Source organism: Leisingera sp. F5, from assembly GCF_001593695.1.
This window is the reverse complement of the sequence record NZ_LUKH01000043.1, coordinates 16,857-29,964: the sequence shown is the minus strand read 5'-3', so window position 1 is coordinate 29,964 and position 13,108 is coordinate 16,857. Positions and strand designations below refer to the sequence as shown.

Genomic DNA, 13,108 nt, shown 5'->3' with positions numbered 1-13,108 from the left:
CTGAGCGCGAATGCAATTGCAAAGAAGGCGATGGCGCCAAAAGAGGGCCGGGGGCTTCGGGTCACTTTGGAGGTGCCTGTATGTTACTGCTCAAGTTTTTGTTTTTGCGCCGTTTCCCGGCGTCTGCCCTTGTTATGCCACAACCGAATCGGCTTGTGAATCCCAAAACTGTCCACAGGGTGATTTTTCTCGGGACGGCTGAAACGGGCGGGGCAACCATGCCGCGGCCGGGAGCGCAAGAGTGTTCCGGAACCCGGTACACGCGGAAGGCGCCCGCCCGGCTGACCGGGCAGGCGCTCCTGTTACTGGTCCAGCGCTGCGACGCCGGGCAGTTCCTTGCCTTCCATCCATTCCAGGAAGGCGCCGCCGGCGGTGGAGATATAGGTGAAATCGCCCGCAGCACCTGAGGCGTTCAGCGCCGCCACGGTGTCGCCGCCGCCTGCGACCGAAATCAGCTGGCCCGCACGGGTCAGCGCGGCGGCCTTGAGGGCTGCGGCGTTGGTGGCAGTATCAAAAGGTTCCAGCTCAAACGCGCCCAGGGGGCCGTTCCAGATCAGCGTCTTGCTGGCCTCGAACACCTCGTTGATGCGGGCCAGGCTGTCGGGGCCTGCGTCCAGGATCATGCCATCTTCGGGGCACTGGTCCGCGGGCAGGATTTCATGCTCGGCATGGGCTTCGAATTTCTTGGCCACCGCGATGTCAGAGGGCAGGATGATTTCGCAACCCGCCGCCTCGGCCTTGGCGAGGATCTCGGCGGCTGTGTCCTTCATGATGCGCTCGGCCAGCGAGATGCCGACCGGCAGGCCCTTGGCGACCAGAAAGGTGTTGGCCATGCCGCCGCCGATCACCAGGTGGTCGACCTTTTCAATGAGGTTGCCCAAAAGCTCAAGCTTGGTGGAAACCTTGGCGCCGCCGACCACCGCGGTCACCGGGCGCTGCGGCTGGCCCAGGGCGCTTTCCAGCGCCTGCAGCTCGGCCTGCATCAGGCGGCCGGCGCAGGCGGGCAGCAGGCGGGCGATGGCTTCGGTGGAGGAATGCGCGCGGTGGGCGGCGGAGAAGGCGTCGTTGCAGTAGACCTCGCCCAGGCGCGCCATGCCGGCGGCCAGTTCGGGGTCGTTCTTGGTCTCGGTGGCGTGGAAACGGGTGTTTTCCAAGAGCAGCACTTCACCCGGCTGCAGCGCGTCCGCGGCGGCCTCGGCGCCGGCACCGATGCAGTCGGCGGCAAACAGAACGCGGGTTTCAAAGGCGCGCTCCAGCGTCGGCACCAGCTGGTTCAGCGACAGGTTTTCGCGGCGCTCGCCGCCGGGGCGGCCGAAGTGGGCCAAAAGGATTGGCTTGCCGCCGGCAGCCAGGATGCCACGCACGGTGGGGGCGATGCGGCGGATCCGTGTGGAGTCGGTCACCACGCCGTCAACGATCGGCACGTTGATGTCCACGCGCACCAGCACGCGCTTGCCGTTCAGATCCATGTCGTCGAGTGTTTTCCAGCCCATCAGCGAGACCCCTTATGGTGAAAATGCAGGTAAATCCGCGGGCTGTTTCGGGGGTTTTTGCGCATCAGTCAATGCTCCCTTGGCATTTGCTGGCGCTGCCCTTAACTATCGTTGCAAATTTCGACGACAGGAGGGCCAGATGGCCGAGATCAAAGATCCCGAAAACACCGTCATCATTGAACTGAAAGACGGTAATGTTGTTATTGAACTGCTGCCCGACGTGGCGCCGAAGCACGCCGAGCGGATGAAGGAACTGGCCCGCGGCGGCGAATATGACAACGTCTGCTTCCACCGTGTGATTGACGGCTTCATGGCGCAGACCGGCGACGTGGCCAACGGCGACATGGAAGACGGTTTCAACATCCGCATGGCGGGCACCGGCGGTTCCGACCTGCCGAACCTGCCGGCTGAGTTCTCGAAGCTGCCGCATGACCGCGGCACCCTGGGCGCGGCGCGCTCGGCGAACCCGGATTCGGCAAACTCGCAGTTCTTCATCAACTTCAAGGACAACCACTTCCTGAACGGCCAGTACACCGTTTACGGCCGTGTCATTGAAGGCATGGAGCATGTGGACGCGATCACCAAAGGCGAGCCGCCCGCGAACCCGGACCGGATGATCTCGGTCAAGGTTGCAGCGGATGCGTAACGCGCTTGCGCTGGTGGCCCTGCTTGCGGCGGGGCCTGCCTTTGCTACCGGCCTGGAAGTCCAGGTCGAGGGCGAAGCCAATGGCACCATCAAGATCGACCTGTTCGAGGATGTGGCGCCCAAGCATGTGGAGCAGATCACTGCACTGGCCACTGAGGGCCAGTATGACGGGGTGGTGTTCCACCGCGTGATCGAGGGCTTCATGGCGCAGACCGGCGATGTTGAGTTCGGCAAGGCCGGCGGCGATATGAGCGCAGCCGGGCGCGGCGGCTCCGACCGTCCCGATCTGCCGGCCGAGTTTTCAGACCTGCCGTTTGACCGCGGCGTGGTCGGCATGGCCCGTTCGCAAAACCCGAACAGCGCCAACTCGCAGTTCTTCATCATGTTCGATGCGGGCCACTTCCTGAACGGCCAGTACACGGTTGTCGGCAAAGTGACCGAAGGCATGGATGTGGTCGACGCGATCAAGCGCGGCGCCGGGCAGAACGGGTCGGTGGTCGGCAAGCCCGACGCAATGACTAAAGTGACCGTCACCGAATAAGGGCGTCCGGATTTCCGGAAAATCCAAGGCCCGTTCCCGGTATCCGGGGGCGGGCCTTTGCCGTTGCAGCCCTGCGCTGTGCCCAGCCTCTGACATGATGTCACAAGCCTGTGTATCCCACTGTTCAGTCCCAGCCTGTCCTGAATACTGGGGGTTCAGCGGGGAGCGTTGTATGCTGGGACGTTTGTTAATGAGTGCGGCTGTGTTTTTGCCCTGGATGGCGCAGGCGGAGCCGGCGCAGTGGAAGCGGGAATGGCCGAAAACCGATTTCAGCCGGACGAGTATCGGGGATTGGGGCCAGATCCGGTCCGGCGGGGTGCCCAAGGACGGCATCCCTGCGCTGGATGCGCCGCAGTTCACGGCGGCGGCCAAGGACCGGCGGCTGATGCCGCGGGAGCCGGTGATCGCGCTGGAGATCGAGGGCGCGCCGGCCCGTGCCTATCCGCTGCGTTACCTTACCTGGCATGAGATTGTGAACGACGAGGTGGCCGGGGTGCCGGTGGCGGTGACCTATTGCCCCTTGTGCAATTCCGCGATGACATTCGACCGGCGCACCCGGGCGGGGGTGCTGAGTTTCGGGGTCACCGGCAAGCTGCGTTATTCCGACATGGTGATGTATGACCGCGAAACCCAAAGCTGGTGGCAGCAGGCGATCGGCACCGGCATTGCCGGCGAGATGAGCGGCCAGCGGCTGGCCAGCCTGCCCAGCTGGGTTGAAAGCTGGCAAGAATTCAAATCGCGCAACCCGGATGGTCTGGTGATGGCGCAGCCTGGCTATAACCGGCGCTACGGGCAAAACCCTTACCAGGGATATGACACGTCTGACTGGCCGTTTCTGTATGATGGCACCCCGCCTCCGCATGGGCTGGCACCGCTGGACCGGGTGGTGCGGGTTGGCAGCCGGGCCTGGCCGCTGGCGCGGCTGGCCAAGGCAGGCGAGATCCGTGAAGCGGGCGTGGTGCTCAGCTGGCGGGCCGGGCAGGCCTCGGCGCTGGATGCGGGCGCGCTGGCCAAGGGGCGGGATATCGGATCCGTCCGGGTGCGCGACGCAAGCGGATTTGACGTGGCGCATGACGTGATGTTTGCCTTTGCCTTTCACGCTTTCTGGCCGGACGGGCGGTGGATGCTGAAATGACAAAAGGCGCGCCGCCGGGGCGCGCCTGGAGCAAGTCAATGACCAGGGCGATCAGAACAGGAAGTTGTCTGCGTCCTGCAGCTTCGCCACGGTGATGTCTTCCACCAGAATGGTGACATTGGCGAAGGACACCAGGACATCGTCGCCCTGGATTTCAAAATCCAGCTGGCTCAGGCGGTTGGCGCCGCGGCCGATCGCGATGTGGTCCTCACCGGCGGTGAAATCGGTGATGGTGTCGTTGCCATGACCCTTGTGGAAGAGGAAGGTATCCGCCTGGTTGCCACCGGTCAGCCTGTCATTGCCCTTGTGGCCCAGCAGCATGTCGCGCCCTGACTCGCCCTTCAGGGTGTCGCTGCCGCCGCCGCCGACCAGCAGATCGCTGCCCGAATTGCCGATGAGAAAGTCCTTGCCGCCGCCGCCAAGCAGCTCGTCATGGCCGCCGCCGCCCAGCAGCCGGTCGCCGTGTTTGCCGCCAATCAAATAATCGTCGCCGTTGCCGCCAATCAGCAGGTCGCGCCCGCTGCCGCCCAAAAGGTCGTCATCGCCATCGCCGCCGTTGAGAGTATCGCGTCCGGCGCCGCCAATCAGGCGGTCATTTCCATCTTCGCCCAGCAGCAAGTCGGTGCCGGACAGCCCGGACAAAGTGTCATTGCCGGCACCGCCCAAAATCAGGTCGCTGGAAAGCCCGGCGGATTTGCCGCCGGTCAGGGAGTTGCCGCTGTAGCTGCCGGTTGTCAGGGCAAAGGTCCGGTTGGAAAACTCCAGCTGCTCGATTGAGGAAATCCGGTCGCGGCCGTCGGCCGAGTCGATTGTTACCGTGCTGAAGCTGGAGGACAGCGACGCGTTTCCGTAAGTGTCGGCAATAATCAGGCGGTCGGTGCCGCTGCCGCCATAGAGCGTGTCATCGCCTGTGCCCAGCTGGATCGTGTCGTTGCCGCCATGCGTGAGCCAGCGCTGCCCCTCAGCCATGTTGGAGTTGATCGTGTCGCTGCCAGACAGAAGCGACGCTTCCAGGCTCGCGCCGCTTGAGGACGCGAAGGTGTAGAAATTCATCGAGAATCCAGAAAACGAAAGAACTGGAGTTCCGTAAGATGTGATGGTGAGGGAGTTTAACGTCCAGGAGTAGGGGGACGCGGAGGAAAAATCTCCGGTCAGGCTGAAGCCAGCCCCGTTGGTGCCGGTAAAGACAATCAGGCTTGAGGTTTGTGTGGTGATGCTTGCATTGGAAAAATCCGGGGAGTTCAGGTCATTCAGAGACCATGTTCCACTTGGATCATTCAGGATAACTGTCGCCATTTTCGAAGGGTGTCCTAACTTTTACGCCGCAGGCCGGGCTGGTAACCGGTGTTTCCGGCGTTAACTATCGGCCTCAACTAATGGCTGCAAGGTAAGGAATACAGGATACCGGTGCGGGTTGGACAGATCTGCAACATCTGTCCCGGAGACAAGAAAGCCGCAGGCGTTGGCCTGCGGCTTTTGAGATGGTCGTGCCGGTTCCGGCCTGAGAGGGCGGATCAGCCTTCCGTTTTGCGGGAGGCCGTTGCGGCCTGCACGGCGGCAGACGGGGCCGGCGCGGCGGCGGGGGCTGGAGCCGCCGGGGCTGCCTTGCGGCCGCCCGGGTTCAGCGGGTCGTCCTGGCGTTGCACGGAGCCTTCGAAATGGGCGCCGGACTCAATGGCGATGGTCTTGTGGATGATGTCGCCTTCGACGCGGGCGGTGGCGGTCAGGCGCACCTTCAAGCCGCGCACGCGGCCAACGATGCGGCCATTGATGACCACGTCATCGGCGGTGACTTCGCCCTTGATGGTGGCGGTTTCGCCAACCGTCAGCAGATGCGCGCGGATGTCGCCCTCAACCGTGCCTTCAACCTGGATGTCGCCGGTGGTTTTCACGTTGCCGGTGATGTGCAGGTCCGAGCTCAGCAGCGATGCGGCGGGCTTGGCCTTGGGCGCGCTGGCCTTGTAGTCGCTGACCGGAGCCGCCGGCGCAGCAGTGGGTGCCGGGGTTGCTTCGGCCTGCTTCGGCCCGGGCTCGTTGATTTTGCTCTTAGAAAACATTTCTCGCAGCCTTGATGTAGATCATGGGGTTTACAGGTTGCCCGTTGACCCTGACCTCGTAATGGAGGTGGGTCCCGGTGGACCGTCCGGTGTTACCCATATCAGCAATGTGATCCCCGCGCGAGACCCTTTGGCCCTTTGTCACGCGGAGTTTCGAGTTATGGGCGTATCTGGTTTCGATGCCGAAGGCATGGCGGATAGTGACCATTCTGCCGTAGCCCGATTGCCAGCCGGCATGGGTGACGATGCCGTCGGCGGTGGCAAAGATATCGGTGCCGGTGCGGCCGGCAAAATCGGAGCCCTTGTGCAGGCGGCGGCCGCCGGTTTTCGGGTCGCGCCGGTAGCCGAAGCCCGAGGACTGGCGCACCTGGCCCAGGTTCACCGGCGTCGCAAAGGGCGCCTGCTGGGCGGCCAGGCGGTAGAGGTTCAGCTGATCCAGCTTGGCGAGGATGCTGTTGGCCCGCAACGCTTCGGCTGTGGGTTCTTCACCGCGGGTCGACATTGCCAAAGGGGCCAGCGGCCCGCCCTGGCCGTTGTAGCCGCGGCGCACCTGTTCGAGGATGCGCTCAGGCGGCATGCCTGCGTTGCGGAACATCTTGTCGAGCGGGGTGACGGAGACCGCAACCGCTTCCTCCAGCTGGCGGAAGATCTGGCTGTTGCGCTCGTCCATCAGCTGCAGTTCCAGTTCCAGCTCATCGCGCTGGCCGATCGCGTCACGGGCATCGGCCATGATCCGGTCGCGTTCTGCTGCTGTGTCCGACAGCACCCCTGCCAGCAGGTCCATCTGCGCCGAAGCGCTGGCCATCACCGCGTGGGCCGTATTTTCGTCCTGGGTGTCTTCCTTGAGCTGCGCCAGGGACTTCCGGGCGGTATCGCGCTGGCGCATGGTGTCGCGCAAAGTGGACTGGATCACTTCGATGCCGGTTTCCAGTTCGCGGCGGCGGGTCTCCGAGGCCAGCAGTTCGGACTGCATCATCGAAATCTGTGTCAGCGCGGCATTAAAGCGCTCCTGTGCCGCCAGGGCCTCTTCTGCGCGGTTGTCGCGTTCATCGGAGATGGCGTTGAGCCGCTCGCGGTAGGTTTGCTGATCGCGTTTGGCCAGCTCGCGGAAATTGCCGGCGCCGATGCTGTCCATCAGCACGATGGCCGTGGCGACGATGGCCCAGGCCACAAACAGTGTGATGCCCGCAACCGCCATCAGCTGGGTTTCCGAGCGCAGCCGGATGAAGCGCGTATCGCTGTCGGACTTCAGGAACACCCGCCGCTCGGGGAAGCGGCGTTCAAGGAAGCTGTGGATTCTGATCGCGAGCCGTGTGCGCAAAGTCTGGTCCCTGTCCCGGTTTGCACAGGCCCCTCAAGGCGGAGCCGGTGCCTTGGGCGAAGTGAATAGACAGGGCGGGGCGATTGGGCAAGCCTGTTGACCCATCGGGCGCCGAACGCGCCGGTCCGGGGGGGAGATGGGCGGAAATTTGCCGAAGGGGTGCAGGGCCGCAACAGGCCGGGGCCGTGGCCCGGCCGCGCCCGGCGGTCAGCCCTGGCGTTCCTCCTGCGCTTCGGTCCAGCCGCTTTCCCAGGCCTGATGATCGGCGTTATCAAAGGCATAAGGGTTGGCGGTAAAGGGCTGGCCGGTCATGCAGGCCTGAAAGCCCTCGTCAAAACGGTCCTGCCGCGGGTCCATGCCGCAGGCGTGGTGGGCGGTGTCGCGCAGGTGGGCGGCAAATTCCGGATATCTGGCAAGGTCGGTCTGATCGAGGCCTTCGGGGTGCTGTTGCAGCGCCTGTCTGCCTCGGCGGGTCAGCTTCCAGCTGCCGTTCCGCGCCGGTTCAAGTATGCGGGCGGTTTCCAGGTCCGACAGATGGCCTGCCAGCCGTTCGCGCAGCTCTCCCGGCGGCAGTGCCGGCCGCTCATTGGCTTGTTGAAACAGGGCGGCGAGGGCGGCATCGCAACTGTCCAAGGAGATCGGCCCGGCGGCGGCCTTGTGCAGGATCAGCGCAACCAGGCTGGCGGTGCTCAGCAGTGGAAAGTCGTTCTCGAACATGGATCCATCCGGGTTTCCGGGACTTTCCAGTCTAGGCCCCGGCGGCGCTCAGGTAAAGACTGCCCTCCGCTACGGCCGGCAAAGGCGGACGGGGACCTACCAGCCCGGCAACGGTTTCACGTGATCTGCGAGCGGCCAGTAGAAATCCGGCGGCAGGCCGGCATCGGCGCGTTTTTCTTCGTTGAAGGGCGGCTTGAGAGGCCCGTGGAAATACTTGCGCACCAGCGCGTGGAACAGTTCTTTCGGGTCCAGATTGTCCCTCCCGCAGAGGAAGTTGAACCATTTGGAGCCATAGGCGACATGGCTGACTTCCTCGGCATAGATCACTTCCAGAGCGTCCACGGCCTGGGTGATGCCGGCTTTGCGGAAGACCCCGATCATGCCGGGGGTGACGTCGAGGCCGCGCGCCTCCAGCACCATGGGCACCACGGCGAGGCGGCCCATCAGGTCATCGGCGGTGTCCTCGGCGGCGCGCCACATGCCGGCATGGGCGGGCAGGGCGCCATAATGGCTGCCCAGCGCTTCAAGGCAGTCGCACATCAGGTTGAAATGTTTGGATTCCTCATCCGCAGCCTGGACCCAGTCGTCAAAGAACCCCATCGGCATCGGCACATGGGAAAACCGCGCGATGATGTCCCAGTGCAGGTCCACGGCATTGAGTTCGATATGGGCCACCGCGTGCAGCAAAGCGATGCGGCCGGCCTCGGACCCCGGTTTGCGCTTGGGCACGTCGCGCGGATGCAGCAGCTCCGGCTGGAGGGGGCGGGCCGGGTGCATCGGCGGCGCGGCGGTGCCGATAGCGATCTCCGGTGCGTCGCCTTTGCGGTAAGCGAACCACTCGGCAGCATGGCGGCGGGACAGCGCGGTCTTGGCGCGCCCGTCAGCGGTTGTCAGCACCTCGGCGGCGCGTTCGGCAAGCGAAAGGGGCTGGGTGTCCATGCGGGTCTCCTCAATCGGCGGTGTGCGCCGGGTTCACCTGATTTGGCCGCCGGAGTCCAGAGCGGAAAACAACGGTGCTCCCGCGCCTGCGGGTGATCAGCCGACTGATCCCTGGAAAGTTTCGGGCTGGCAGCCTTGGGCATGGCAGCGCGCCTTGGCGCGCTGCGCGCCGCCCCGCGGGCGGCGCCGGACCCAACGGTGAGGGCTGCTCTTGCCAAAGAGCTGCCAGAGCGGGCGGGAGAGCCCCGGCTGGCGGATCAGAGCGCCTGGACGGCGGCCAGCACCTCGTCCACGTGGCCATCGACCTTGACCTTGCGCCAGACGCGGGCGATGCGGCCGTCGGCGCCGATCAGGAAGGTGGAGCGTTCAATGCCCCAGTGTTTTTTGCCGTACATGTTCTTCTCTTTCCAGACGCCGTAATCCTCGCAGACGGTGCTGTCAGCATCGGACAAAAGCGGCGTGGTCAGCCCGTGTTTGGCGGTGAAATTCTCATGCTTTTTCAGGCTGTCTTTGGAAATCCCGAAAACGTGAGCGCCTGCATCGGCGAATGCCTGCAAAGCCTCTGAAAAGCCGATGGATTCTTTGGTGCAGCCGGGGGTATTATCGCGGGGATAGAAAAACAGCACCACGGGCGCGCCCTGCAGGCTGGACAAAGAGACCTCTCCGCCGCCGCCGCGGGGCAGGGTAAAGGAAGGGGCGGGATCTGATACGTCGGGCATTGGCCTGTCTCCGGTCATTTGCGCAATTCACTGCGCGGCAAACATAACCCATGAGCAGCAAAGGGAAAGCTGAGATCAAACCTGCCGGCGAGAATAACAGCGCTGCCGCTGAGGCGGTGCCGGTGCCCGGTCCCGCTGCGGGAACCAGCGTGCGGCCTGGGCGCCGCCGCTGGCGCTGGCGGCTGCTGCGCGGGTGCATCTGGATGCTGGCGCTGCTGAGCTTCCTTGGCGCCGGGGCCATCTATTTCGGGATCGGCACCCGGCTGGATGCGCCGGAGTGGGTGCGGAGCCGGGTGGAAACCCGGATCGAGCGGCATCTGAACGGGCTGCAGATCGAATTCGGCGCTATCCACGTGGTCGTCAACGAGGGACTGCGGCCGCGGGTCAGCCTGAAGGATGTGGTGCTGCGGCATCCGGATGGCACGCTGTTTGCGCAGCTGGCCGATGCCCAGGCCAGCCTGGCGATGCGGCCGCTGCTGCGCGGCAAGCTGCAGCCCAAGCGGATCTCGCTCAGCGGATTGTTTGCGGCCCTGCGGCGCAACAAGGACGGCTCCTTTGCGATCAGCTTTGCCAATGGCGGCCTGCCGTCACGGCAGGCGGGCAATCTGGCGGAGCTGATCGAACAATGGGACAGCCAGCTGCAAAAACCGGTTCTGGCCGCCCTTGCCGGCATGGAGACCAGCGCGCTGACGCTGTCCTATACGGACGACCGGCTGGGCCGGGCCTGGACTTTGGACGGCGGCCGGATCGGTCTGAAGCGCGACGGCAGCACAGTGTCCCTGTCCGCGGCGTTTTCGGTCCTGAGCGGGCGCGGCGGCGTGGGCACGGTCGAGGCCAGCTATACCTCTGAGATCGGCAGCCCCGGCGCGGAATTCGGAATTCTTGTGTCGGACATCGCCAGCGAGGATATCGCCCTGCAAAGCCCGGCGCTTGGCTGGCTGGGGGTGCTGCGGGCGCCGATTTCCGGTTCTTTGCGCGGCGAGGTGTTCAGCGATGGCGGGATTGCGCCGGTGCAGGCCAGCCTGCGCATCGGCGAAGGTGTGATCCAGCCGGCTGCCCAGACCCGGCCGGTGCCGATTACCGGCGCGCGCAGCTATTTCACCTATTACCCGGCGCGACAGCTGCTGAAGTTTTCCGAACTCAGCGTGCAAAGCGGCTGGGGATCCGGGGTAATGCAGGGGCAGGCGAGCCTGGCGGGTGTGCAAAACGGGCAGCTGACCGGGCTGGTCGGGCAGCTGCGGTTTTCCGATCTGGAGCTGAACCCGCGCCGCCTGTTTGAAACGCCTGTCAAGTTTCCCGGCGTTGATGCGGATTTTGATCTGAGCCTCGCGCCGTTCCGGCTGCGCCTGGGCGAGATGCTGGTGCGTGACGGAGACAGCCGCATTCATTTCGACGGAGACATCGGCGCCGGGCCCGAGGGCTGGGATTACGACCTGAACGGCAGCGTCGATCAGGTTTCTGTCCAGCGGGTCAAGGAATTGTGGCCGGAGCCGCTGGCGCCGAACCCGCGTATTTGGGTGCGGGAGAACCTGCGGGACGGCGAGGTGCGCAATGTCGGGTTCCACATGCGCGGGCGCGGCAGCGGCAAGCCCTTTGTCAGCCTGGATCTGGCGTTCGGCGGCGCCGAGGTGGTGTTTCAAAAATTCATGCCGCCGGTGCAGAACGCCTCCGGGCAGCTCAGCCTGTACGGCCAGCGCTTTGTTGTGACGGCCTCTGGCGGCACGGTGACGGCTGAGCAGGGCGGCGAGGTTGAGGTGGCGGGCACGTCCTTCATCATTCCGGATGTGTCGGCCAAGGACGGCACCCCCGGCATTGCCCGGATCATGGCGCGCGGATCGGCCACGGCGGCGCTGTCGCTGCTGAACCGGGAGCCGTTGCAGGTGATGGACAAGGCCGGCCTGCCGGTGGATCTTGCCGAAGGGCTGGTGGAGGCGGAGGGAACGCTGGCGCTGCCGCTGCAAAAGCAGGTGCCGGTAGAGGAGATCCTGTATCACTATCAGGGCAGGATCCGTGCAGTGGAGAGTGGCAAGCTGGTTCCGGGCCATGTGGCGGCCGCACCGGTGCTGGAGGTGACCGGCGATCAGGGCCAGGTCCGGATCAGCGGCAAAGGCAGCCTGTCAGGGGTGCCGCTGACGGCCTCGTGGCAGCAGCGGATCGGCAAGGACGCGCCGCCGGACAGCCGGGTGGACGGGACCATCGAACTGTCGGCGCAGGCGGTGGAGGCTTTTAACCTTGGCCTGCCGCGCGGGGCGGTCTTTGGCAAGGGCCAGGGGCAGTATTCAGTGGATCTGACGCCGGATGCGCCGCCGCGTCTGGAGCTGCAATCGGATTTGGCAGGGCTTGGCCTGCGGATCCCGGAGATCAGCTGGCGTAAAGGCGAGGCGGCAAAGGGGGAGCTGTCGGTATCGGCGCTGCTGGGTAAAACCGCCACGGTAGAACAGCTGCAGTTGCAGGCGCCGGGGCTGGCCGCCACCGGCCAGGTGTCCACACGCCAGGGCGGCGGGCTGGATCAGGCGGTGTTCTCATCCGCGCGGGCCGGTGACTGGTTCCGCGGATCCGTGACGTTCCGGGGGCGCGGTGCCGCGCCGCCTGCCATCGAGGTGACCGGCGGCCGGCTGGATCTGAACCGCTCGCCGTTTTCGGCAACCTCAGCCAGCGGCAGCAGCGGCGGCGGCGGCGGATCGAGCCCGATAACACTGCGGCTGCAAAACCTGCAGGTGACCGACAGTATCGGGCTGCAGAACTTCCAGGGCCGGTTTTCCAGCCAAGGCGGCATGAACGGCGAGTTCACCGCCCGCCTGAACGGCCAGACCCCGGTGGCGGGCACGGTGGTGCCGCAGAACGGCGGCACGGCGGCCCGGATCCGGGCCAATGACGCAGGCGGGGTGTTCCGCTCGGCAGGCATGTTCGAGCACGGCCGCGGCGGCCGTTTTGACATGACGCTGATCCCGGCGGACAAGCCGGGCGAATATGACGGCAAGGTCAATGTGCGCAATATCCGGGTGCAGAATGCGCCGTCGATGGCGGCGATCCTGAATGCCATCAGCCTGATCGGGCTGCTGGATGAGATGACCGGCCAGGGCATCCTGTTCACCAGTATGGAGGGGCGGTTCCGGCTGGGCGCCTCGCATCTGATATTGCATCAAAGCAGCGCGGTCGGCCCGTCGATGGGGCTGTCGCTGGACGGCAATTATGATCTGAACAACCGCCGCCTGAACATGCGCGGAGTGATTTCACCGATCTACCTGGTCAACGCAATCGGCCGGATCCTGGCGCCGCGCGACGGCGAGGGGCTGATTGGTTTTACCTTCACCTTGCGCGGCACGGCGGATGATCCTGCGGTCTCGGTCAACCCGCTGGCGGGGCTTGCGCCGGGCTTTTTGCGGGAAATTTTCCGCGGGCCGGCGCCCAAAGTGCCAGGCCAGCAGCGCGCCTTCACGGCGGAAGAAGAAGCCGCGCAAGAAGAGCGCAGACAGTTCCGGACACCGCGGGGCGCCGACAAGTGACCCTGACAAACAGTGAAAAACACCGTAGATTTCC

General features: G+C 64.9%; 11 protein-coding genes. 4 read left to right on the top strand and 7 right to left on the bottom strand.

All coding sequences use genetic code 11. The features are described from left to right. Nucleotides 1-302: 302 nt before the first annotated feature. On the bottom strand, nucleotides 303-1,493 hold the full coding sequence (gene pgk / locus A2I95_RS21275) for a phosphoglycerate kinase (protein ID WP_291733035.1): 1,191 nt from the start codon (nucleotides 1,491-1,493) through the stop codon (nucleotides 303-305). A 139-nt stretch (nucleotides 1,494-1,632) separates the two neighbouring features. On the opposite strand from pgk, the gene A2I95_RS21270 reads away from it, so the two are divergent. From A2I95_RS21270 to A2I95_RS21260, 3 genes are all read left to right on the top strand, one after another. Continuing rightward, nucleotides 1,633-2,139 carry a peptidylprolyl isomerase gene (locus A2I95_RS21270; RefSeq protein ID WP_027259081.1) on the top strand — a complete coding sequence of 169 codons (507 nt, stop codon included), beginning with the start codon at nucleotides 1,633-1,635 and terminating at the stop codon, nucleotides 2,137-2,139. Next, entirely contained in the window at nucleotides 2,132-2,680 is a 549-nt protein-coding gene (locus tag A2I95_RS21265; RefSeq protein WP_291733030.1) for a peptidylprolyl isomerase, read from the top strand. The genes A2I95_RS21270 and A2I95_RS21265 overlap by 8 nt, the downstream gene beginning before the upstream one ends. Nucleotides 2,681-2,870: 190 nt before the next feature. Next, nucleotides 2,871-3,815, top strand: a complete 945-nt coding sequence (locus A2I95_RS21260) for a DUF3179 domain-containing protein (RefSeq protein WP_291733036.1) — start codon at nucleotides 2,871-2,873, stop codon at nucleotides 3,813-3,815. Nucleotides 3,816-3,866: 51 nt separating this feature from the next. On the opposite strand, the gene A2I95_RS21255 is transcribed toward A2I95_RS21260, so the two are convergent. The 6 genes from A2I95_RS21255 to A2I95_RS21230 all read right to left on the bottom strand — a co-directional run bounded on the left by A2I95_RS21255 (nucleotide 3,867) and on the right by A2I95_RS21230 (nucleotide 9,568). Further along, a complete protein-coding gene (locus A2I95_RS21255) occupies nucleotides 3,867-5,111 on the bottom strand; it encodes a calcium-binding protein (RefSeq protein WP_291733028.1) in 1,245 nt (414 codons plus the stop codon). Between the two features lie 218 nt (nucleotides 5,112-5,329). After that, nucleotides 5,330-5,872, bottom strand: coding sequence for a polymer-forming cytoskeletal protein (locus tag A2I95_RS21250; protein ID WP_027259077.1), 543 nt, complete (start codon nucleotides 5,870-5,872; stop codon nucleotides 5,330-5,332). Beyond that, nucleotides 5,862-7,193 (bottom strand): M23 family metallopeptidase, encoded by a 1,332-nt coding sequence (locus A2I95_RS21245; RefSeq protein WP_291733025.1) that lies wholly within the window; start codon nucleotides 7,191-7,193, stop codon nucleotides 5,862-5,864. The genes A2I95_RS21250 and A2I95_RS21245 overlap by 11 nt, the downstream gene beginning before the upstream one ends. Before the next feature lie 207 nt (nucleotides 7,194-7,400). After that, nucleotides 7,401-7,910: a hypothetical protein gene (locus A2I95_RS21240; protein ID WP_291733023.1), complete on the bottom strand. Its 510-nt coding sequence runs from the start codon at nucleotides 7,908-7,910 to the stop codon at nucleotides 7,401-7,403. A 96-nt stretch (nucleotides 7,911-8,006) separates the two neighbouring features. Next, nucleotides 8,007-8,849, bottom strand: coding sequence for a ferritin-like domain-containing protein (locus A2I95_RS21235; protein WP_291733021.1), 843 nt, complete (start codon nucleotides 8,847-8,849; stop codon nucleotides 8,007-8,009). Nucleotides 8,850-9,106: 257 nt separating this feature from the next. After that, nucleotides 9,107-9,568 carry a peroxiredoxin gene (locus A2I95_RS21230; protein ID WP_291733019.1) on the bottom strand — a complete coding sequence of 154 codons (462 nt, stop codon included), beginning with the start codon at nucleotides 9,566-9,568 and terminating at the stop codon, nucleotides 9,107-9,109. Between the two features lie 50 nt (nucleotides 9,569-9,618). On the opposite strand from A2I95_RS21230, the gene A2I95_RS21225 reads away from it, so the two are divergent. After that, on the top strand, nucleotides 9,619-13,074 hold the full coding sequence (locus A2I95_RS21225; RefSeq protein WP_291733017.1) for an AsmA-like C-terminal region-containing protein: 3,456 nt from the start codon (nucleotides 9,619-9,621) through the stop codon (nucleotides 13,072-13,074). Nucleotides 13,075-13,108: the final 34 nt, after the last annotated feature.

What these genes read in the sequence shown, in the direction of transcription:
- A2I95_RS21265 (WP_291733030.1), top strand. Translation starts at nt 2,132, where the DNA reads ATGCGTAACGCGCTTGCGCTGGTGGCCCTGCTTGCGGCGGGGCCTGCC.
- A2I95_RS21230 (WP_291733019.1), bottom strand. Translation starts at nt 9,568, where the DNA reads ATGCCCGACGTATCAGATCCCGCCCCTTCCTTTACCCTGCCCCGCGGC.
- A2I95_RS21270 (WP_027259081.1), top strand. Translation starts at nt 1,633, where the DNA reads ATGGCCGAGATCAAAGATCCCGAAAACACCGTCATCATTGAACTGAAA.
- A2I95_RS21225 (WP_291733017.1), top strand. Translation starts at nt 9,619, where the DNA reads ATGAGCAGCAAAGGGAAAGCTGAGATCAAACCTGCCGGCGAGAATAAC.
- A2I95_RS21255 (WP_291733028.1), bottom strand. Translation starts at nt 5,111, where the DNA reads ATGGCGACAGTTATCCTGAATGATCCAAGTGGAACATGGTCTCTGAAT.
- pgk (WP_291733035.1), bottom strand. Translation starts at nt 1,493, where the DNA reads ATGGGCTGGAAAACACTCGACGACATGGATCTGAACGGCAAGCGCGTG.
- A2I95_RS21260 (WP_291733036.1), top strand. Translation starts at nt 2,871, where the DNA reads ATGAGTGCGGCTGTGTTTTTGCCCTGGATGGCGCAGGCGGAGCCGGCG.
- A2I95_RS21250 (WP_027259077.1), bottom strand. Translation starts at nt 5,872, where the DNA reads ATGTTTTCTAAGAGCAAAATCAACGAGCCCGGGCCGAAGCAGGCCGAA.
- A2I95_RS21240 (WP_291733023.1), bottom strand. Translation starts at nt 7,910, where the DNA reads ATGTTCGAGAACGACTTTCCACTGCTGAGCACCGCCAGCCTGGTTGCG.
- A2I95_RS21235 (WP_291733021.1), bottom strand. Translation starts at nt 8,849, where the DNA reads ATGGACACCCAGCCCCTTTCGCTTGCCGAACGCGCCGCCGAGGTGCTG.